At 71.8% G+C, this 19,354-nt stretch carries 21 protein-coding genes and 3 pseudogenes; 13 read left to right on the top strand and 11 right to left on the bottom strand.

Annotated features, from left to right (window positions below; all coding sequences use genetic code 11):
* Positions 1-6: 6 nt before the first annotated feature.
* The 3 genes and pseudogenes from ACP95_RS13165 to ACP95_RS13170 form a co-directional block, all read right to left on the bottom strand.
* Positions 7-1,413 carry a S9 family peptidase gene (locus tag ACP95_RS13165; protein ID WP_237560447.1) on the bottom strand — a complete coding sequence of 469 codons (1,407 nt, stop codon included), beginning with the start codon at positions 1,411-1,413 and terminating at the stop codon, positions 7-9.
* Positions 1,338-2,009, bottom strand: coding sequence for a hypothetical protein (locus ACP95_RS16390; RefSeq protein WP_237560448.1), 672 nt, complete (start codon positions 2,007-2,009; stop codon positions 1,338-1,340). Before ACP95_RS16390 ends, ACP95_RS13165 begins: the two co-directional genes overlap by 76 nt.
* A 61-nt stretch (positions 2,010-2,070) precedes the next feature.
* Positions 2,071-3,089, bottom strand: a pseudogene (locus tag ACP95_RS13170) (DNA-3-methyladenine glycosylase family protein).
* Positions 3,090-3,477: 388 nt separating this feature from the next.
* Here ACP95_RS13170 and ACP95_RS13175 point away from each other — a divergent pair.
* Positions 3,478-4,311: an MBL fold metallo-hydrolase gene (locus tag ACP95_RS13175; RefSeq protein ID WP_049981709.1), complete on the top strand. Its 834-nt coding sequence runs from the start codon at positions 3,478-3,480 to the stop codon at positions 4,309-4,311.
* 33 nt (positions 4,312-4,344) lie between these two features.
* On the opposite strand, the gene ACP95_RS13180 is transcribed toward ACP95_RS13175, so the two are convergent.
* Positions 4,345-5,025 (bottom strand): carbonic anhydrase, encoded by a 681-nt coding sequence (locus tag ACP95_RS13180; RefSeq protein WP_049981710.1) that lies wholly within the window; start codon positions 5,023-5,025, stop codon positions 4,345-4,347.
* A 64-nt stretch (positions 5,026-5,089) separates the two neighbouring features.
* Here ACP95_RS13180 and ACP95_RS13185 point away from each other — a divergent pair, with 64 nt between their 5' ends.
* A complete protein-coding gene (locus ACP95_RS13185; protein WP_154018546.1) occupies positions 5,090-5,593 on the top strand; it encodes a hypothetical protein in 504 nt (167 codons plus the stop codon).
* Here ACP95_RS13185 and ACP95_RS13190 read toward each other — a convergent pair.
* A complete protein-coding gene (locus ACP95_RS13190; protein ID WP_049981645.1) occupies positions 5,590-6,210 on the bottom strand; it encodes an METTL5 family protein in 621 nt (206 codons plus the stop codon). The genes ACP95_RS13185 and ACP95_RS13190 overlap by 4 nt on opposite strands.
* On the bottom strand, positions 6,211-6,600 hold the full coding sequence (locus ACP95_RS13195) for a hypothetical protein (RefSeq protein ID WP_049981711.1): 390 nt from the start codon (positions 6,598-6,600) through the stop codon (positions 6,211-6,213).
* 204 nt (positions 6,601-6,804) lie between these two features.
* Between ACP95_RS13195 and ACP95_RS13200 the strand changes: the two genes are divergently transcribed.
* On the top strand, positions 6,805-7,761 hold the full coding sequence (locus ACP95_RS13200; protein WP_049981646.1) for a transcription initiation factor IIB: 957 nt from the start codon (positions 6,805-6,807) through the stop codon (positions 7,759-7,761).
* A 30-nt stretch (positions 7,762-7,791) separates the two neighbouring features.
* Here the strand turns inward: ACP95_RS13200 and ACP95_RS13205 are convergent, their stop codons facing one another.
* Positions 7,792-9,444: a flippase activity-associated protein Agl23 gene (locus tag ACP95_RS13205; protein WP_049981647.1), complete on the bottom strand. Its 1,653-nt coding sequence runs from the start codon at positions 9,442-9,444 to the stop codon at positions 7,792-7,794.
* Between the two features lie 128 nt (positions 9,445-9,572).
* Here ACP95_RS13205 and ACP95_RS13210 point away from each other — a divergent pair, with 128 nt between their 5' ends.
* The 5 genes from ACP95_RS13210 (at position 9,573) to ACP95_RS13230 (ending at position 11,635) form a co-directional block, all read left to right on the top strand.
* A complete protein-coding gene (locus ACP95_RS13210) occupies positions 9,573-9,851 on the top strand; it encodes a hypothetical protein (RefSeq protein WP_049981648.1) in 279 nt (92 codons plus the stop codon).
* Positions 9,852-9,892: 41 nt separating this feature from the next.
* On the top strand, positions 9,893-10,333 hold the full coding sequence (locus ACP95_RS13215) for a universal stress protein (RefSeq protein ID WP_049981649.1): 441 nt from the start codon (positions 9,893-9,895) through the stop codon (positions 10,331-10,333).
* Positions 10,334-10,381: 48 nt separating this feature from the next.
* On the top strand, positions 10,382-10,717 hold the full coding sequence (locus ACP95_RS13220) for a 2Fe-2S iron-sulfur cluster-binding protein (protein WP_049981650.1): 336 nt from the start codon (positions 10,382-10,384) through the stop codon (positions 10,715-10,717).
* Between the two features lie 12 nt (positions 10,718-10,729).
* Positions 10,730-11,362, top strand: a complete 633-nt coding sequence (locus ACP95_RS13225; RefSeq protein WP_049981651.1) for a hypothetical protein — start codon at positions 10,730-10,732, stop codon at positions 11,360-11,362.
* Between the two features lie 87 nt (positions 11,363-11,449).
* Entirely contained in the window at positions 11,450-11,635 is a 186-nt protein-coding gene (locus ACP95_RS13230) for a hypothetical protein (protein WP_049981652.1), read from the top strand.
* Positions 11,636-11,722: 87 nt separating this feature from the next.
* Here the strand turns inward: ACP95_RS13230 and ACP95_RS13235 are convergent, their stop codons facing one another.
* A complete protein-coding gene (locus tag ACP95_RS13235; protein WP_049981653.1) occupies positions 11,723-12,904 on the bottom strand; it encodes a S8 family peptidase in 1,182 nt (393 codons plus the stop codon).
* A gap of 179 nt (positions 12,905-13,083) precedes the next feature.
* On the opposite strand from ACP95_RS13235, the gene ACP95_RS13240 reads away from it, so the two are divergent.
* Together ACP95_RS13240 and ACP95_RS13245 are read left to right on the top strand one after the other, a co-directional pair.
* Complete coding sequence (locus ACP95_RS13240; protein ID WP_049981654.1) at positions 13,084-13,830, top strand: DUF2797 domain-containing protein; 747 nt, start codon at positions 13,084-13,086, stop codon at positions 13,828-13,830.
* 44 nt (positions 13,831-13,874) lie between these two features.
* Positions 13,875-14,599 (top strand): annotated as a pseudogene (locus ACP95_RS13245) (ribosome assembly factor SBDS).
* Between the two features lie 16 nt (positions 14,600-14,615).
* Here the strand turns inward: ACP95_RS13245 and ACP95_RS13250 are convergent.
* Complete coding sequence (locus ACP95_RS13250; protein ID WP_049981655.1) at positions 14,616-14,951, bottom strand: FUN14 domain-containing protein; 336 nt, start codon at positions 14,949-14,951, stop codon at positions 14,616-14,618.
* A gap of 224 nt (positions 14,952-15,175) precedes the next feature.
* Between ACP95_RS13250 and uppS the strand changes: the two genes are divergently transcribed.
* The gene (gene uppS / locus ACP95_RS13255; RefSeq protein ID WP_049981656.1) at positions 15,176-16,105 is read left to right on the top strand and encodes a polyprenyl diphosphate synthase; all 930 of its coding nucleotides are present in this window, start codon (positions 15,176-15,178) and stop codon (positions 16,103-16,105) included.
* Here the strand turns inward: uppS and ACP95_RS13260 are convergent.
* Positions 16,102-16,776, bottom strand: a complete 675-nt coding sequence (locus tag ACP95_RS13260; protein ID WP_049981657.1) for a hypothetical protein — start codon at positions 16,774-16,776, stop codon at positions 16,102-16,104. The genes uppS and ACP95_RS13260 overlap by 4 nt on opposite strands.
* 40 nt (positions 16,777-16,816) lie before the next feature.
* Positions 16,817-17,425, bottom strand: coding sequence for an undecaprenyl diphosphate synthase family protein (locus ACP95_RS13265; RefSeq protein WP_049981658.1), 609 nt, complete (start codon positions 17,423-17,425; stop codon positions 16,817-16,819).
* 132 nt (positions 17,426-17,557) lie between these two features.
* Here ACP95_RS13265 and ACP95_RS13270 point away from each other — a divergent pair.
* Both ACP95_RS13270 and ACP95_RS13275 read left to right on the top strand, forming a co-directional pair.
* Positions 17,558-18,915 (top strand): annotated as a pseudogene (locus ACP95_RS13270) (DUF92 domain-containing protein).
* Positions 18,912-19,319 (top strand): GNAT family N-acetyltransferase, encoded by a 408-nt coding sequence (locus tag ACP95_RS13275; protein ID WP_049981659.1) that lies wholly within the window; start codon positions 18,912-18,914, stop codon positions 19,317-19,319. The pseudogene ACP95_RS13270 and the gene ACP95_RS13275 overlap by 4 nt, the downstream one beginning before the upstream one ends.
* Positions 19,320-19,354: the final 35 nt, after the last annotated feature.

Raw genomic sequence — 19,354 nt, forward strand, 5'->3', positions numbered from 1 at the left:
TTCGCCCTACTCCACGCGGCGGACCGATCGCTGCCCCTCGTGGAGCTTGATCTCCTCGATCTCGTCGGCGGGGTCGAAGCCGAACGTCTCGCCGTAGAACGCGAGCTCGAGCTCCAGCGCCCGGCGGGTCGCCTCTGCGGTCCGGAACCCGTGGCGCTCGCCGGGGAACAGCGCGTAGGCGTACGGCGTCTCCGTCGCGACCAGCGCGTCGACCATGTCCTCGGCCTGCTCCTGGGGGACGACGCGGTCCTCGCCGCCCTGCAGCAGGAGCAGCGGCGCGTCGATCGCCCCGGCGTGGAACGCCGGCGACCGCTCCTCGTACGTTTCTCTCGCCTCCGGGAGCGGGCCGACGAGGCCGTCGAGGTAGCGCGATTCGAACTTGTGGGTGCCCGTCGCCAGCGCCTCGAGGTCGGCGACGCCGTAGTGGCTCGCGCCCGCGTCGAACGTGTCGTGGAACGCGAGCGCACAGAGCACCGCGTAGCCGCCCGCGCTCCCGCCGGTGATCGCGAGGCGGTCCGGGTCGGCGCGCCCAGTCGCCGCGAGATGCTCGGCGGTGTCGATGCAGTCCGCGGTGTCGAGCACGCCCCACTCCCCCTGCAGCGCGTCGCGGTAGTCGCGGCCGTAGCCGGTCGAGCCGCGGTAGTTCACGTCGGCGACGGCGAACCCGCGGGTGGTGTAGAACTGCACCGCCAGCTTCGCGATCGGCAGCGTCTGGCTCGTCGGGCCGCCGTGGACCATCGTCACCAGCGGCGGCTGCTCGCCCTCGGGCGCGCGCTCGTCGGCGTTCGTCGGCGGGTAGTAGTACGCGTGCGTGGTCTCGCCGTCCCGCGTCGGCACGTCGACGTGCTCGGGCTCCGAGATCAGCCCGTCGGGCAGGTCGAGCGAGAACGACTGGCGGAGGTGAACCGGTTCGACCGACTCGTCCGTGCGCTCGTCACCCGGCGTCCAGCGCGCGACCGTCTCGGGCGTCGTCGGCCCGCCGCCGACGAACGCCAGCGTCTCGCCGTCGGTCGCGAGCCGCGCGTGGGGGTACGCCGAGAACGGGAGGTCGGCCCCCGTGAGCCCGTCGTCCTCGTCGAGCAGGCAGAGCGACCACTCGCCGTCGCTGTTCCGCAGGACCGCGACCCGGCCGTCGTCGAGGAAGCCGTACGTCGCGAGGCCGAACGTCCACTGCGGGACGCCGAACTCGGCGTCCTCGGGCGTTCGGTTCCGGGGGCCGTCGTCGCCGTCGAGATCCAGCGCGTAGAGGTTCCACCAGCCGGTCCGGTCCGAGACGGCGTGGAGCTCGCCGTCGGGGCTCCAGCCGGGCTGGAACACCGACTCCTCGGGGCCGCCCATCACCACTCGCTCGTCCGCGAGCGTGCCGTCGGCGGCCACCTCGGCGACGTGGAGCTCCGTCCCGTCCCACGGCATCCGCGGGTGGTCCCAGGTCGTCCACGCGAGCCGGTCGCCGCCGGGCGAGAGCCGCGGTGACGAGTAGAAGTCGTGGCCCGAGGCGACGATCTCTGGCGCACCGCTCCCGTCGGCCGGGAGGGTGACGAGTTCGTTGACCGCCTCGTCGTCGGCTCCCGGCCCCTCGTGGCGCTCCCGGACCGCGTAGAGGCGCTCGCCGTCGGGAGCGACCTCGACGTCGGCGTAGCGCAGGCCGTGTTCGGTCTCCGGCTCCGGCGTGATCGCCGTCGGGTCGCGCCCGGGTCGTCGATCCGGTACAGTCGCTGGTCCGAGAACGCGGCGTAGAACACCGTCCCGTCCTGCGCGGCGAAGTCGCCGCCGCCGTACTCGTGGACCAGCGTGCGCACGTCCGTGTCTGCGGGCGTGACCTCGACCGGCTCGTCGGGCGCGCCCGCCTCGGCGCGGACGACGACGCCGCGGCCGTCCTCGTCGGGGCGGCGCTCCAGCCAGTAGACGCTGCCGTCGTCGACCGAGACGGGGCCGAACCGGAGCGTGTCGGCGGCCACGTCGGCCGCGGAGACCGGCGACTCCCACTCTCCGTAGGGGGTGGTAGACATGGACAGGGGTTGTGGCGGCGACGGCTTGTCAGTTCGGGTGGACGAAGCTGTCGCCGCGGTACTACTCCCCGTCGGTCCGCAGGTGGTGGAACACGTACGTCTGGGCGTAGCCGCGTAGGCGTCGACGCCGCTCTCGCCGAACGGCTCGTCGCGCTCGGGCAGGTCGGCGCCGAGTCGCTCCCGGATCGCCCGCGAGGTCTCGGCGTAGCTGCCGCCGTCGCAGTCGGGGAAGTAGTCGCCGATGGCGGTCTGGATCCACGTGTCGAGCGGGATCGCCTGCAGGTAGCCGAGCGAGAACAGCAGCACGCAGTCGGCCACCTTGTCGCCGACGCCGACGAACTGGGTCGTCGCCTCGCGGGCCTCCTCGTAGGGCAAACCGCGGGCGTCCTCGGGCCGTCCCTCGCCGGCGGCGACCATCTCGGCGGTGCGCTGGACGTACGGCGCGCGGTAGCCGAGACTCAGCTCGCGGAGTTCGGCCTCGGTGGCGGCCGCGAGCGCCTCGGGCGTGGGGTAGGCGTGCAGCGTCCGGTCGCCGAGGTCGACGGGCGTGCCGTACTGCTCCCGGAGCGCGCGCTGCATGTCGAAGATCCGGCTGACGCGCATCTGCGCCGAGCAGATGAACGAGATCAGGCAGGGGAACGGCGGGTCGCGGATCAGGCGCAGCCCGCGGTAGCGCTCGTAGGCGCGTTCGAGCAGCGGGAGCCCGTCGGTCGCGTCGTAGATCGCCCCGAGGTCGTCGTCGAGCCGGAGCAGGTGAGTGAGGATCGCCTCGCCGTCGACGGGGTCGGTCGGCGCCGCGGGGGCGTCGTCGGCGTCCGCCGGGACCGCGCCGGCCTCCCACTCGACCGTCCCGTCGTCGACGCCGCCGCGCTGGCGGGCGCGCACGACCGTGGGTCGGTCGGTGAGCCCCGGCGTCGGCGGCAGGACGGTCTCGTACCACGCGTCGCCGCCGTGGGCCGCCGACTCGGTGTAGCCGTCGCCGTCGGCGCGCTCCCAGAGGTACGTCTGCCCGCTCTCGAGCGTCGACTGCAGGTCGAACGGTCCGTCGAGCGAGGAGACGTCGATGCGGCCCGACTCCATTACGCGGGAGTGGGCCGTGGGGCGGTATCCGGGTTTCGATACTGGCCAGTCACGGCGCACGAACTGTCGCGATCTCCGTGTCGCGACCACAGAGACTACGCCGTGACTGTGCGAACCGAACCGACCAGAAAGCAGAGCGTGCCGCCGATCAGCGGCGCTTCGGGAGCGTGTCCGCGGCGGCTGCGGCGGCGTCGCCGGCCGTGGCCGCCATCGCCTCGGCCATCTGGAGGAACGCGGCCGTCTCGCGGGTGGTGCCGTTCATGCTACTACCTGACACGACCGACCCTTGAGTATCTTCGGGGGGTTTGACATCCTCCCACCCCTGAAGGGGTGGGCTTCCACTCGCTACGTCACAACGGCTATGGGCGGGCCGACCCGAACGAACCACATGACCACGAGCGACTGGGGCGACTGGCTCCCGCGGGCGATCGCGGCGGCCCACCCCGACGGCGTGGCGGTCTGGTACCTCGGCTGTAACGGGTTCGTGCTGAAGGGCGCCGGCGGGACGACGCTGTTCGTCGACCCCTACCTCGGCACGGGCGACCCACCGCGAACCGTCCGGATGATCCCGATCCCCTTCGACCCGATCGACGTCGACGACGCCGACGCCGTGTTCGCGACCCACGAGCACAGCGACCACGTCCACGGCGAGTCCCAGGCGCCGATCCTCGAGCGCACCGGCGCGCCGTTCGTCGCGCCCGACGCGTCGATGGCGGCCGCCCGCGAGGAGCAGGCCTGGGCGGACCGCTGGGAGCTGACCGACGACCAGTTCCAGGAGGTCACCGAGGGCGACGTGCTCGAGGTCGGCGAGTTCACCGTCCACGTCGTCGAGGTGAACGACCCCGACGCCGAGCACCCCGTGGGCTACGTGTTCGAGCACGACGCCGGCACCGTGTTCCACCCCGGCGACTCCCGGCCCGCGGACTCCTTCGCGGCGCTGGGGGAGCAGTTCGACATCGACCTCGGCATCGTCGCGTTCGGCACCGCGGGGATGATCCCGGACAAGCAGACGCGGGAGCCGACGTACACCAAGTGGTACAACGACGCCGGCGAGGCCGTCGAGGCCGCGAGCGCGCTCGGGGTCGACCGCCTGCTGCCGAGCCACTGGGACATGTGGAAGGGACTCACCGCCGACCCGACCGAGCTCCACGACCACGTCGACTCCTTCGACCACCCGCGCCGGCTGGAGCTGGTCGAGATCGGCGACCGCGTCGACCTCTGAGCGCGGCCAGGCTGTCGTCGGTTTTCCCGCGGGTCAGTACGTCCAGCGGCGCTGCACGCGCGAGTCGATCCCGGGGTGGCGCTCCCTGATCGCCGCGGGGTCGGTCTCGCCGTCGACGTTTATCACGTGCACCTCGCCGCGCTTGCCGTCGTAGGCGTCCTGGAAGTCGTAGACGGCGCCGACGACCTGCACCGACTCGGGCACGTCCTCGCTGTCGAGCAGGAACTCGACCTGGCGGTCGACGTTGTACTCCACGAGGTGGTTCACGGCGTCCTCGCGGGGGAGGTCCTCCGGGAGCAGCTCGACGCCGGGCTCGAGTCCCGGCGCGAGCAGGTCCAGACAGTGTTCAATCCCCGGCGGCTCCGCGCTGCCGTCGGTGAGCTTCTCGTACGTCGCGGTGACCGCGCCACAGCCCGTGTGGCCGACGACGACGGCCACGTCGGTGTCGGTGTGGGCCAGCGGGTAGAGCACGTCGCCGGAGACGCGCGGGCCGGCGTCGGTGCGCTGGACGACGCGGTTGCCGATGTTGCCGCAGGTGAACAGGTGGCCGGGCTCGTCGTTGCCCCAGAGGTGGTCCTGTAGCACCCGGGAGTCCGAACAGCAGACCGTCACCGCGTCCGGGTGCTGCTCGTGCTGGAGCCCGTCGAACCGCGCGTCGAACGTCTCGGCGTGGTCGGCGTTCCGATCCAGCATCTCGAGGAACGTCTCGTCCATGTCCGTGCGCCCGGCCGGTCGGGGCATAGCTCCGACGGTTCGTCGTGACGAAAAGGTTAGGTCAGTGACCGAACGACTGGGTGACGTGTTCCCGGGCAGACAGCTGCTGGCGCGAGCCGCGGTCGCGCTCGTGGGGGCGACCGCCGTCGTCGCCGCCGAACTGCTCGCCCTCTCGATCTCGGTCCGCCTCGCGGCGGGAGGCGTCGACGGCGCCCCGCCGGCGTCGTCGCTCCCCGTCGTCGTCGTCAGTGTCGCCGCTGCGGGCGGCGCCGTCGCCGTGCGCCGGCGAGCGGACGGGACCGCCACGTTCGTCGTCTCGGGGGTGGCGCTGATCCTCGCCGCGCCGGTCACCGCGTTCGGCGGCGGCTGCGGGGTCGGAGCCGACACCCCCGAGCTGTTCCGGAGCGGCGTCCGCGTCGGGATCGCCGCCGACGGCTGCGTGACGTTCCTCAACGGGGCGCTGCTGGTGCTCGGCTACGGGCTGCTCTCGGCCGGGCTGTGGCTGGCGGCCGAGGAGTTACCGATCCCGAGCCCGCGCCGGCGGCAGGTCCCGGACCGCTCCGACTAGGCCCACTCGATTCGAAACAGTTCGACCTCGACGACCTCGCGCTCGCGCTCGTGGTGGTCGTACAACCGCGGCACGTCGAACTCCGCGGCGAAGGCGTGAGTGACGAGGCCGCCCTCGTCGGCGGCGAACGACTCGACGAACGCCCGGCTGCCGGCGTTGTGGATCGAGTAGGAGACGGTGGCGACCGACGCCGCCGTCGTCAGGAACGCGCGGTCGGCGCCCTCGTTGCCGGACTGGGCGCCGAACGGCGGGTTCATCACGACCGTGTCGACCGAGTTCGGCCCGAACGGCGCGCGCGTGGCGTCGCCGCGGAGCCAGTCGACGGGCGTTCCGGGCGCGACCGTGCGCTCGTTCTCGCGCGCGACCGCGAGCGCCTCGGCGTCGCGTTCGAGGCCGAGCACGCGGGCGGGGTCGCGACAGGCGGCCGCGAGCGCGAGCACGCCCGTGCCGGTGCCGAGATCGAGGACGGTGTGGCCAGCGATGTCGCCCTGGAGGTCGGCGAGGTGGAGAAGGTGGGCCGCGAGATCCGGCGGTGTCGGGTACTGTTCGAGGCTGACGTCGGGCTCTGAGAACCCCGCGAGCCCGTGGAGTCGTTCGGCCAGCGCCCGTTTGCCCATTCAGGTCGACACGTCGAGGCCGTCGACCGAAAGCGTGACGCCTTCGCGGCGGGCGCGCTCCTCCAGCGCTTCGAGCGCGGGGCGGACCTTCTCGCGGTCGCCGACGGCGTCGATCTCGACGCGGACGACGCCGACGCCGAGGAACGCGCCCGCCCGGACCACGTCCCGGAGGCGGTCGGCCTCCCGCTGGGTCGCGAGCGAACAGTCCTCCCCGAAGCTGGCGCTCACGGAGAGTTCGGCGGGCTGGTACCCCTCGGCGGCGAGTTCGGCCTTCAGCTCCCGCAGGTACTCCGGTGCAGTCGTCGACAGCGACGACGCCGAGAGCTCGACGGGTTCGACGTTCGACGGGCGACAGGACGACACGGCGGATTCGACGCGCGTCGGGCTCATGCTCATACGGCTGCATAGCTACTGGTTATCCAAAAGTCTTTCTTAATTCGCAGTAGTAATCAGTCGGCGACGACATCGTGGTGGCCCGGCCGGTAGTGGGATCTGACACGAACGACGGCGCGGGGATGCAGTCGGGCGATTAGTTCTGTGCCCCAGTCGAGGACGAAAAAAGCCTTATCCGTCGGGGTCACCAGAAACCTTTTAATGGAACGTCCGAGCCGGGAGCGACAGCGGGAGTCCGAGGACGAGTCCGAGTCGGCCGACGAGGTTCTCACTTGTCCCGAGTGCGGATCAGACGAGGTCGTCACCGACGACGATCAGGGCGAGCTCGTCTGTGACGACTGCGGACTGGTGCTCGACGAGCGCCAGATCGACCGCGGCCCGGAGTGGCGGGCGTTCAACCACTCCGAGCGCCAGAGCAAGTCCCGCGTCGGCGCGCCGATCACGGAGACGATGCACGACCGCGGGCTGACGACGACGATCGACTGGAAGGACAAGGACGCCTACGGTCGGTCACTCTCCTCGGAGAAACGCAGCCAGATGCACCGCCTCCGGAAGTGGCAGGAGCGGATCCGGACGAAGGACGCCGGCGAGCGCAACCTCCAGTTCGCGCTCTCGGAGGTCGACCGCATGGCCTCCGCGCTGGGCGTCCCGCGCTCAGTCCGCGAGGTCGCGTCGGTGATCTACCGGCGCGCGCTCAACGAGGACCTCATCCGCGGGCGCTCGATCGAGGGCGTCGCCACCGCCGCGCTGTACGCCGCCTGCCGCCAGGAGGGCATCCCCCGCAGCCTCGACGAAGTCGCGGAGGTCTCCCGCGTCCCTCAGAAGGAGATCGGCCGCACCTACCGCTACATCTCGCAGGAACTCGGCCTCGAACTGAAGCCGGTCGACCCCAAACAGTTCGTCCCGCGCTTCGCCTCCGAACTCGGCCTGAGCGAGGAGGTCCAGTCGAAGGCGACCGAGATAATCGACGTCTCCGCGGAGCAGGGGCTACTCTCGGGGAAGTCGCCGACGGGGTTCGCCGCCGCCGCCATCTACGCCGCGTCGCTGCTCTGTAACGAGAAGAAGACCCAGCGCGAGGTCGCCGACGTGGCCCAGGTGACCGAGGTCACCATCCGGAACCGGTATCAGGAACAGATCGAAGCGATGGGCTTCCGGTAGCGCGACGCTCCCGCCCCGCGACTGCCGTTCTCAGGACGCCACGAACACGACCAGCCGCCGGTTCGTCAGCCCCTGCTCGACCGTGTAGCGCTCGTACCCCGAGAGTCGCTCGGCCACCGCTCGGCGGTGTTCGGGCGTCGTGACGACCACCGGCGGCGCCGACGCCATCCCGTCCGGGGCGTCGACGCTCGCGGTCTCCGCGTCTGCGCGCTCGACGTACCACGTGAACGGGAGCCGCGCCGAGAACGCGTCTTGTGCGGACGCGGGGACGGGTGGACGGTCCAGCGTCGACTCCTCGGCCACCGCGAGGTCGGCGCCGACGTAGAGCACGTCGACGCCGCCGGGATTCCCCCCGACGGCCGCCGTCATCGCCGTCGCCGCGGCGCGGAACTCCGCCCCGGGCTGGGCGTACCCCGGCAGCGTGTCGCCGGCCTCGGGCGCGTCGTACACCTCGCCGGCGACGACGGCGCCGGTCTGGACGCCGGCCGCCGAGAGCAGCAGCAGCGCCGCCGTGAGTCGGGCGACCTCCTCGGCGGCGAGGCTCTCCCGCGCCGCGTTCCAGAGCGCCGCGAGCCCGACGGCCGCGGGGACGGTCGCCGGCGCGAGCACGTGGACGGCGACCCACGGCTGGTTCACCTCTGTCGCCAGCGGGAACAGGAGCAGCCCCGCGCCGGCCCAGTAGGCGGCGAAGTTCACCAGCGGTCGCGACCGGCCGGCGTATCGCTCACGGAAGAACCCCCAGAAGGCGAGGCCGACGACCGGCAGCGCCGCCGCCAGCAGCACCTCGGCGGTGCCGGCGACGAAGGGGAGCAGCGCGTGGTCGTTCGTGTACGTCGGCGGCGCGTGCCGACCCAGCACGCGCACTGCGAGGAACCGTTGGATCGCGCCGACTGTGCCAGCTTCGAGGGCGGCCAGCAGCGAGGCTGGCTCGGCGAGGTCGACCCGCCCGCGCGGGAGGTAGAACGCGATCGCGACGGCGACGGTGACGACGGCGGCGCGGAGCAGGGCGACGGATCGCTCGGCGACGGCGTCGACGCCCGCGCGAACGCGGTTCCGGATCGCCCGCGGCGGATCGCCGCGGATCCGCGCTTCGTCGACGGTGAGCACCGCGGCGACCAGCCAGCAGCCCAGCACCGCGAGAGCGAACCCCGAGGTCGTGAGCGCCAGCCCGAACGCGGCAGCGCCGGCGTACAGCGCGCGTCGGCTCTCGAGTCGGTGTGCGCGCCAGGCGAAGCCGACGGCGACGAGCGAGAACGCCGCCAGCGGGAGATCCCCCCGGAGGACGCGGGAGTAGTACAGCAGCGGCGGCGCCAGCGCGAGCAGGAGCGCGAGCGAGACGGTCTCGGCCCCCGAGAGCCCGCCGCCGGGTTCGTCATCGCGGACGCGGCGGAAGGTCAGCGCCGCGAGCGGCAGCAGGCCGCCGATCAGGGCGACCGGGAGGCGTGCGGCGGCGTCGCTGGTCAGCCCGAGCGCGAACAGCCGCCGGCCGACGACGTAGAGGAACGGCCCACCTGCGACCGGGCGGTACTCGTAGGCGCCGGTCTCGAGCGAGCGAAGCGTCCAGTAGCCGACGCGGGCCTCGTCCCAGTGGAACGGGCGCGCGCCGAGGCCGTCGAGCCGGACGGCGAGGGCGACCGCCGCGACCGCGACGACGGCTCGCTCGACCCGGTCGAGTCGGCGCATGGCCGTCCCTGTCGCGCGCTGTGGCAAGAAGGTTCGGAAGCGGCCACGCCGCGAGGGACCGTTCGGAAGCGGCCTGCCGCGAGGGAACGTTCGGAAGCGCCTTTTGCCGCGGCGGTCGACGCCACCGTATGCGTGTGCTCGACTCCCTCCCGGATCGCCCGCTGACCGACGCCGAACTCGCCTCGTTCAACCAGTCCGAGGCGATCGAGATCGCCGTCGAGGTGGCCGAGGCCGACGACGACGGCATCGGCGGCGTGATCCTCGCGACCGAGGACTGGGTGAAGGGGCTGGCCTACGGGGCCGAAGGCTGGCGGGTCGCGGAGACGGTGTCGCTGGGCGACGGCGAGAACGAGCGCTACGACGGCATGCGGGCCTGCGAGTCGGCGGTGCGGGAGGCGCTCGACTGAACCGGGGTTTCTAAAGCCTGCCGACCCTCTGTGGGGACGAGATGTACGACGACATCCTCGTACCCACCGACGGGAGCCCCGCCGCGACCGCCGCCATCGACCACGCCGTCTCGCTGGCCGAGACGTACGACGCCACGATCCACGCGCTGTACGTCGTCGACGCCAGCGCGTTCTCCTCGATCGAGTCCGGCTCGGAACTCGTGATCGACGCGCTCGAGGAGGAGGGCCAGCGCGCGGTCGAGGAGGTCGTCGCCGCCGCCGAGGCCGCGGGTGTCGACGTCGAGACCCACGTCGTCTCCGGGACGGCGTACCGGCGCATCCTCGACTACGTCGACAGCGAGGGCGTCGACCTGGTCGTGATGGGCACCCACGGCCGCAGCGGCGTCGAGCGGTTCCTGCTCGGCAGCGTTACCGAGCGTGTCGTCCGCACCGCCGACGTGCCCGTGCTCACGATCCGACAGACGGACGAGGACGAGGAGTAGGCCCGAATCAGGAAACGCTTTTCTCGCCGCCCCACCCACCACCGGGGTATGACCGAGCACACCGTGGAGTTCGTCGGCACCGGCGAGACCATCGAGGTCCCGGAGACCCGTCCGATCCTGCAGGTCTGCATGGAGGAGGGGATCGCCCAGGAGTACTCCTGTCGCGTCGGGATGTGTCTGGCCTGTTCCGCCGAGATAATCGAGGGCGAGGTCGAACAGACTGTCGTCGAGCAGCGCGCGCTCACCGAGGCGGAGGCCGAGAACTACGCGCTGACCTGCATGGCCCGCCCCAAGTCCGACCTCAAACTCGACCGCGGGAGCTACCCGCCGAGCATCGAGGACGCCCCGGCCGACGCCGCCGGCGCCGCGGCCGACGACGACTGAGCCGACACCGGGATGGACGGCGCCGCCTTCCGGGAACGGCTGCGAGCCGCGAAATCGACCGAGCTGGACCGACTCGGCTCGAAGCTCCTGCTGCCCGCACTCACCGACGGCGACCCCACGACGCGACGCGTGCTCGAAGCGGCCGCCGACTCCGAACACGCCGCACACGTCACGTTCTCCCGCTGGGCCGCCGACGAGCCGGACGACCGGGCCCGCGAGGCGTTCGCCGCGGTCGCGGCCCGAGAGCGCGACCACCGCGAGCGGGTTCTCGACGCGATGGACGGCGCGTACGACCCGAACGACGGCGGCCCGCTCCACGAGTACCTCCGCGGGCGCGAGGGGGCGATCCTTCGGGTCGCCGCGGGGACGGTCGGGCGGGGGCTCGTCGCCGATCGGACCCACTCGCGGCTGGTCTCCTTCTTCGTCGACGCGGGCGACAGCCGGCGCGCCGAGCTGTTCCGGGAGCTGCGCGCGGAGACCGAGGCGGGGACCCGGCGCGGGCTCGGGCTGCTGGAGGCGCTCTGTGAGAGCGACGACGACTGGGCCGACGCCCGTGCCGTCGCCGAGTACACGGTGCTGGTCGCCTACGACGACTACGCCGACGCGCTGCGGGGGATGGGTGTCGACCCGGCGTCACCCCCCTAGAGGCGTGCGGCTCCCGGCCGCCGCTCCGTGGGGGCAGGGGTGGCCCAACTTTGAAACGGCTCCCGGGGCAACTTTCCCGGAGAGCCAATGAGCGCAGGGCTCCTAAGCTCCATCTCGGACGCGATCTCCGGCGGGTCCGACGGCGACGACGAGGTGTTCACCTACGAGTGCGTCTCGTGTGGCACCGAGTTCGACCTCCCGAAGACCCGCATGATCGGCGTGCGCTGTCCGAACTGTCGCTCGATGGACGTGCGGGACGCGTCCGACGCCTGAGGCCGGCACCGGTCGGGTGGAACGGCCGACCGGCTACTACCCATTTTTCACGCAGCCCGGCGGCAGGAACGGGGACCGGATCGCGGATCAGTTGTCGCTCGAGTCGTACCCCAGCGCGGCGGCCACGTCGAGGAGGCCGCTGCCGGACTCGTTGCTCCCGAGGCCGATATCCTCCGCAGAGCTGCTCAGCGTGTCCCGCGCTTCGGTGTTGGTCGCGCCGTTGGCCATCAATTGCCCGGCCGCGCCGGCCACGTGCGGGCAGGCCATCGACGTGCCCGAGAACTCGCTGTAGCCGCCGGGGATCGTCGAGTTGACGTTGTCGCCCGGCGCCGCGATCTCGACCTCCGGCCCGGTCGAGGAGAAGTCAGCGAGGCTGTCGTCGGCGCTGGTCGCGGAGACCGCCATCACGGTGTCGTACGCTGCGGGGTAGCCGACACAGTCCGAACACGGGCCGGAGTTGCCCGCAGCAGCGACGAGGAACACGCCCTTGTCGTGGGCGTACTGGCAGGCGTCTTTGAGCGTCGAGGAGCTGCTGGAGCCGCCAAGGCTCATCGAGCCCACGTCCCAGCCCTGGTCGGCTACGTACTCCACCCCGGCGGCGATGTCGGAGAACGAGCCCGAGCCGCACTTGTCGAGCACCTTCACCGCGTGCAGCGTCGCTGTCGTCGACGTGCCGACGACGCCCTGGCTGTTGTCGACGGCGTCGGCGATGCCGGCGCAGTGGGAGCCGTGGTCGTTGTCGTCGTCCCACGACTCGTAGCAGGTGTTGTCGGCCGGCTTGGCGCCGAACCGACAGCCGCCCTGGGTGTCACAGCTGACGAACGCCTTCCCGGCGCCGACGTTCGCGGTCAGGTCCGGGTGGTCGGAGTCGATCCCGGTGTCCAGGATGGCGATGTCGGCGCCCTCGCCGGTGTCGCCGTTGGCGTGGGCCACCTCGCTGTCGACGCGGTCCTGCCCCCACGGGAGCGACTGGGCCAGCGCCTCCATCGTGCCGTTCTCCTCCACGTACCGGACGTGGGGGTTCTGCTCCAGCCCCTCGATCGCGTTCCGGGAGACGCGCATCGTGAGCGCGTCGAAGTTGAACTCCCGGACCACCTCGCTCGCTGCCTCGACGGCGGCGCCGCGGCCGCGCTCGTTCTCGTAGCCGACGTTGACTTCGACCGTCGCCTCGCCCGCGGACGCCAGCCCGGAGAACGCCCCGGCCGCGACGGCGCCGCTGGTCGCTTTGAGTACGGTTCGACGCTTCGTGCCCGCGTCATCCTCTGGCATGGCAGTGGGGAACTAACGTAGCGGCATGAAAAATCTATCGGCGGTGAGTTGTAACTAACTCTCGGTAGACATATTCTCCCGTGGCTGGTGGAGAAATATTCTTCACCTCGAACGGCGTGGTCGCCGTGATCGATCGACCGGATGGACAGTCATATGCGGGCCGGCGTCCAAGCGAGCGTGTGCAGATCGTGGGGTACGACGCCGGCGACGGCGGCCTGCTGCTCGCCCGGGACGGCGACGTGGAGTACGTCGACCTGACGCCCGGCACCGAGCTCGCCTACCAGTTGGGCGAGCGCCACTGCGCCGGCGTCGTCGAGGAGGACGGCCACGCCGCCTGCGACGCCGACGGGGCGCCGTACTGCGACGACCACAGCCAGGTCTGGGTCTGTGCGAAATGTACCGGCGACTGTCTGAAAGACGAGATGGACTGCTTCGAGGACCACGCGGTGTACCTCGCCGCCTTCGCCCCGGACACGTTCAAAGTCGGCGTCACCCGCGAGTGGCGCCTCGAGACCCGGCTGCTGGAGCAGGGCGCCGACCGCGCGGCCCACGTCCGGACCGTCGACGACGGCCGCGCCGCCCGACGCATCGAGGCCGGCATCGCCGAGCGCATCCCGGACCGCGTCCGCGTGCCGACGAAGATCGCGGGGCTCGACCGCTCGGTCGACGACGACGCGTGGGCGTCGCTCCTCTCGGAGTTCGACCCGATCGAGACGTTCGATTTCGACTACGGCCTCGAGCTCGACGGCCGGCCCGTGACCGAGACGATGGCCACGGGGACGGTCCGGGGCGTCAAGGGCCGGATCCTGTTGCTCGACCGCGCGGGGAGCAGCTACGCCGTCGACCTGCGGCGCCTGGTCGGGTACGAGGTGAGCGAGGGGGCGAGCGAGCGCGAGATGCAGTCGAGCCTCGGTGCCTTCGGCTGACTGGAGGGCGACGGTTTATGGTCCCGGCCGTGGAACCGTGAAGCATGATTCCGCTTGAGGATGCCGTCACCGCGCGGCTCGAGTCCCACGGCGAGCGCTTCGAGGTGCTGATCGACCCGGACGCCGCCCTGGAGATGAAACGCGGCGAGTTCGAGGGCGAGCTCGAGGACGTGATCGCCGCCGAGGACGTGTTCGAGAACGCCTCGCGGGGGGACCGACCCGCCGAGAGCGCGCTGGAGGAGGTGTTCGGGACGACCGACCCGCTGGAGATCATCCCGGAGGTCGTCGAGCGCGGGGAGATCCAGATCACCGCCGAGCAGCGCAAGGAGATGGAGGAGCAGAAGCACAACGCGCTGATCAACAAGATCGCCCGGAACGCGGTCAACCCCCAGATGGACAACGCACCGCACCCGCCCGAGCGCATCGAGCGGGCGCTCGAGGAGGCCGGCTTCTCCATCGACCCGATGGAGCCCGTGGAGGCCCAGGTCGACGACGCCCTCGACGCGCTCGGCCGGTGATCCCGATCCGGTTCGACGAGGTCACCGTCGCGGTGAACGTCCCCGCGGACTACGCGGGCAGCGCGCAGGCGAAGATCCGCCAGTACGGCGATCTCGAGCGCGAGGAGTGGCAGGCCGACGGCTCCTGGATCGGCGTCGTCACGTTCCCCGCGGGGATGCAGAACGACTTCTACGACATGGTCAACGAGGAGACCAGCGGCGAGGCCGAGACGCGGATCGTGAAGGAGAAAGACGACCTCAAGACGCGCTAGGGGTTCTCGACGCTCGTTACGCCCGCCGCCAGCCGACGTAGAACCCGCCGGTGAAGCCGGCCGACACCGACATCGTCGAGAGGATCGTCTCGAGCCACGACGGCGGCGTCCCGCTGGCGGCGTCCTCGCCGGCGCCCATCAGCCCGGCGGTGAGTCTGTCCCAGTCGACGGTGATGATCTCCCGGGACTCGAGGAACTTGAACAGCGCCAGTTCGATGCCGACCAGCACGGCGATGATCTTGGCGACCTTCTTCGCGGCGAAGCCGATGAGGGCGCCGATGAGGGCGCCGGATCCGGCCTCCACGCCGAGCTGCCGGAAGTCGATGTCTAACTGGAGCGCAACGGGGTCCATGGGGTTCACTGCGTCGCTCTGGGTTAAGTGGTTTGTGGGAGCCTACCGTCGACTGTCTTGCCGGCCGGCGGCGAGCACCCGTGTTCGTCGCGGACGGTAGCGTCGGCGCCGAGCACACCGCCGCGGCACAGCCTCAATGCGGCGACACGGAGGCCGCGGCGGGGCGAGCGCCGTGGCCTCGGTACGTCACAAGACTCATACACGACGCCGGCGGACTGGCACCCATGAAGCAGTGGGTCCGGGAGCAGTTCGCGCGGGCCTACGAGCGGCTGCTCCGTCGCGAGGGCGACGGCGGCCCCTCACACGTCGCGATCATCCAGGACGGCAACCGGCGCTACGCCCGCGAGCAGGGCGACGACGCCCCCGAGGGCCACCGCGCCGGCGCCGAGACCACCGAGCAGGTGCTCGAGTGGTGTCAGGACCTCGGGGTGAAGGAGCTCACCCTCTACGCGTTCTCGACGGAGAACTTCAAGCGCCCGCCCGAGGAGCGCGAACACCTCTACGACCTGCTCGAGGAGAAGCTCACGTCGATCGCGGACCACGACCGCATCCACGAGAACGGGGTCGCGATCCGCGCCATCGGCGAGACCGACCGCCTGCCCGGCCGCGTGCAGGAGGCGATCCGGTACGCCGAGGACCGCACCGCGGGGTACGACTCGTTCCGGCTCAACGTCGCGCTCGCCTACGGCGGCCGGAACGAGCTCCTCCGGGCCGCCCGCGACGTGCTCGAGGACGTCGACGCCGGCGAGCTCGACCCCTCGGCGATCGACATCGAGCTCGTCGACGACCGCCTCTACGGGCGGCAGGTCCGGGACGTGGACCTGATCATCCGCACCGGCGGCGACGAGCGCACCTCGAACTTCCTCCCGTGGCACGCCAACGGCAACGAAGCCGCCGCCTACTTCTGTGCCCCCTACTGGCCGGAGTTCTCGAAGATCGACTTCCTCCGGGGGATCCGAACCTACCAGTCCCGCGAGCGCTCCTGGCAGCGCACCCGCCGCGAGCGTGCCGCGGCGATCGTGCGCGCCGTCGCCGAGACCGAGCTCGCGGAGGCCCGCACGGTCGCCGGCCGCCTGCGCGAGAAGCTCCCCGGGGGCGCCGCCCCCGAGATCGACGCCGAACTCGACGCCAACACGACGGAGTCAGCGGATTAGCTCAGTAGTCGGGCGAGCCACACCCGGACCCCGGGCAGCCACGTGTCGGCGTCAACGGCGACCGGATCGGCGGTCACGTCGAGATACGTTCGCTCGGTCGTCCCGTTACGGGTCCAGACGAGTTCGCCAGAACGACCGCCGTCACCTGTGCCGTACAGCTCGTACCCGGGTGGCGCGCGCAGCGTGAACCGGTCGACGCCGAGGTAACGCGGCCCCTCGCCGCCGGCGACGAACAGACCGTCCGGACTCTCCGGCGTCAGCGGCGTGAACACCACGGTACCGACGGTTCTCTCGGCGGCCTCGGCGTCGCGGTAGCGGACCGTCATCGTCTCGCCGTCGACCCCGCTCCGGACGTCCTCGGGTTCGGCGATACTCCGGCCCATCGCCTCGTCGACGACGACTCGCCGGAGCGAGTCGTTCTCGGCCATCGCGTCGGCGCCGGCTGTGAGTTCGATCGTGGCAACCCACGTCGTCGAGCCGTTCTCGTGGAGCTGGATCGTGAGTTCGCTCTCCCCACCGGCGACGTGCGTGCCGTCGACGGTCGTGTCGACCGAACAGACCCCACAGACCGGCGTCGGTGGCTCGCGCGCCTCGGCCGTCGGAACCGCGGTGACGGCCGCGAGCGTGATCAGTAGCACCAGTGCGACGGGGAGGCGAGTTCGGGGACGCATGAGTGCGTCGTTCGTCGGCGCGAAGGTAAAGCTGGTCCGGCTACTCGCCGAACCGACGCTGTCGGTCCTCGAACTCCCGAACCGCGCGGAGGTAGTCCCGCTTGCGGAAATCCCGCCAGTTCACGTCCGTGAAGTAGAGCTCCGAGTACGTCGACTGCCAGATCAGGAAGTCCGAGAGCCGCTCGGCGCCGGTTTTGACGAGCAGGTCCGGCTCCTCCGGGAACACGAGGTGGTCCGTGACCGTCTCCTCGTCGACGCCCTCGGGGGCGAGATCGCCGGCCGCCACGTCCTCGGCCATCTCCCGGACCGCGCGGGCGAACTCCCCGCGCCCGCCGAGGCCGACGTTGATCCGGATCGGCGCGGCGGCCCGCTCGCCGTCGTCGGGGCCGCGGACCGCGACCTCGCGGGGCGCGTCGATGCCGCGGAGCTCCCGGACGAGCGTCGGCACGACCGCCTCGTCGAGCACGGACACCGACACCGTCACGCGCTCGGCGCCGTAGTCGAACGCCCAGCGCAGCGTCGCCTCAAGCGTCTCGTAGGCGCCCTGCTCCAGCAGGTCGCGCTCGGTGAGCACCAGCGCGACGTGGTCGGGGCCGTCGGCGTCGGCGAGGCGGTGGCGGAGGGCGAGATAGGCGTCGTAAGCTCCCACGTCGCCGAGTAGCGGTCGCGTGCTCGAAAACCCTTCGCCGGCGCTCGATGCCGCCGGGGTCCCCCGAGCCCCCGTCTCCGGGGACGGCGTGGTGTCGGGACCGTTAAGTAGGCGTCGCAGGTAGCCGACGACGTGAACCGGAGGCTCAGGCGCGACGCCGGCTTCGCCGCGGTCTCCCTGCTCGCGCTCGCGGCGCCGCTGCTGGGGCGGGCGACGGCGCTGCCGTTCCTCGCCGTCGCCGGCGCCGCGGCGTTTCTGGTCGACGACGGCCCCCTGTACGAGCTGTTCGCCCGCCCCCGGGACCGACAGGCGGGCCGGCTGTACGGCCTCGCCTCCTTCGCGCTCGCGGCGGCCGTGCTCGCCTTCCTCGCGGCGCCGCCGGTCGCTGCGACGTACACGATGCCGCTCCCGGCGTTCGCCGCCAGCGTCGTCACCGTCGGCGTCGGCAACCTCGGCGCGACCGCCGTCCGCGACCGGTTCGACGAGCAGTTCCTCGTCGTCGCGGCGTTCGCGATCGCCGCGTTCCTCGCCGCGCTGCTGGCCCAGCTGATCGTCGTCGCGCTGGCGTCGACGCCGTTCGCCGCGGCCGGCGTCGACGTTGGCTTCGCGGCCGCGCCGACGTTCACGTTCCACGCCGCGATGGCGGCGCTGATCGGCGCGCTCACGCGCTCGATGCTCTCGCCGGGCGACACCGCCGCCGTCACGTTCGCGGTCGGCGCGTCGATGCTCGTCGTCGGCGCGCTCGTCCCCGCGGTCCACGTGCTCGACGTGGCGCTCGCGCTGGGCGTCGCCCTGTTCCTCGGCGGCTTCACCTACGCACCGGCACCGCCTCCGGCGAGGGGATGCTCGCTGGCGTGGTGTTCAGCCTCGTCACCATCGGCTTCGGCGGCCCGGGCTGGTTCGTCATCCTCCTCACCTTCTTCGGGATCGGCTCGCTGTCGACGAAGTTCCGCTACGAGGAGAAGGCCGACCGCGGCGTCGCCGAGGCGAACGAGGGCGCCCGCGGGCTCGGCAACGTGCTCGGCAACGCGGGGATCGCCCTCGCCGCGGTCGTCGGCTTCGCGGCCGTCGGCGCGGGCGAGTTCCCGATCGACCCGAACCTGTTCCGGCTCGCGTTCGCCGGCTCGCTGGCGACGGCGACGGGCGACACGCTCTCCAGCGAGATCGGCGGCCTGTTCGACACGCCGCGACTGGTCACCACCGGCGAGCGCGTCCCGCCGGGCACCGACGGCGCCGTCACCTGGCAGGGCGAGCTCGCGGGGCTCGTCGGCGCGGCGCTGGTCGGCGTGCTGGCGGTCCTGCTGCTGGGCGTCACTCGGAGCCCGGCGGCGGTCGTCGCGCTCGTGACGCTGGGCGGGTTCGCCGGGATGACCGCCGACAGCCTGCTCGGCGCCACCGTCGAGGGCGACCGGCTCGAGAACGAGACGGTGAACCTGCTCGCGACGCTGGCCGGGGCGCTCGCGAGCGTGCTGGTCGCCTTCGTGGTGTGATCCGCGAGGGCCGCCCCGCCGACCGGCCCGCGATCCGCGGCCTCCAGGAGCTCCTCCCCGAACCCGCGCCGGAGCTGCTCGACCCCGTCGCCGGCGGCGAACTGTTCGTCTCGACGGCGGCGGGCGGGGTCGTCGGCTACCTGCTCTGGCTCCCCGGGGATCCCGTGTACGTCGCCGAAGCCGTCGTTCACCCGGAGTACCGCCGGGAGGGCCGCGGCCGCGCGCTGTTCGAAGCGCTGTTCGACCGGTTCGAACCGGAGACCGCTGTCGTCCTCAGGGTCGCCGCCGACAACGAGGGCGCGCGGGCGCTCTACCGGGAGCTCGGCTTCGGGCGCGTCGGCGTCGAGCCCGACGCGTACGACGGCGGCGCGGGCTACCTGTTTCGCGCCGTCGTCGACGGGTGAACTGCCGATACGCATACAGTTCTGGAGCGTGCAGT

Origin of the sequence: Halolamina rubra (assembly GCF_000739555.1) — an archaeon.
Taxonomy (GTDB): Archaea; Halobacteriota; Halobacteria; order Halobacteriales; family Haloferacaceae; genus Halolamina; species Halolamina rubra.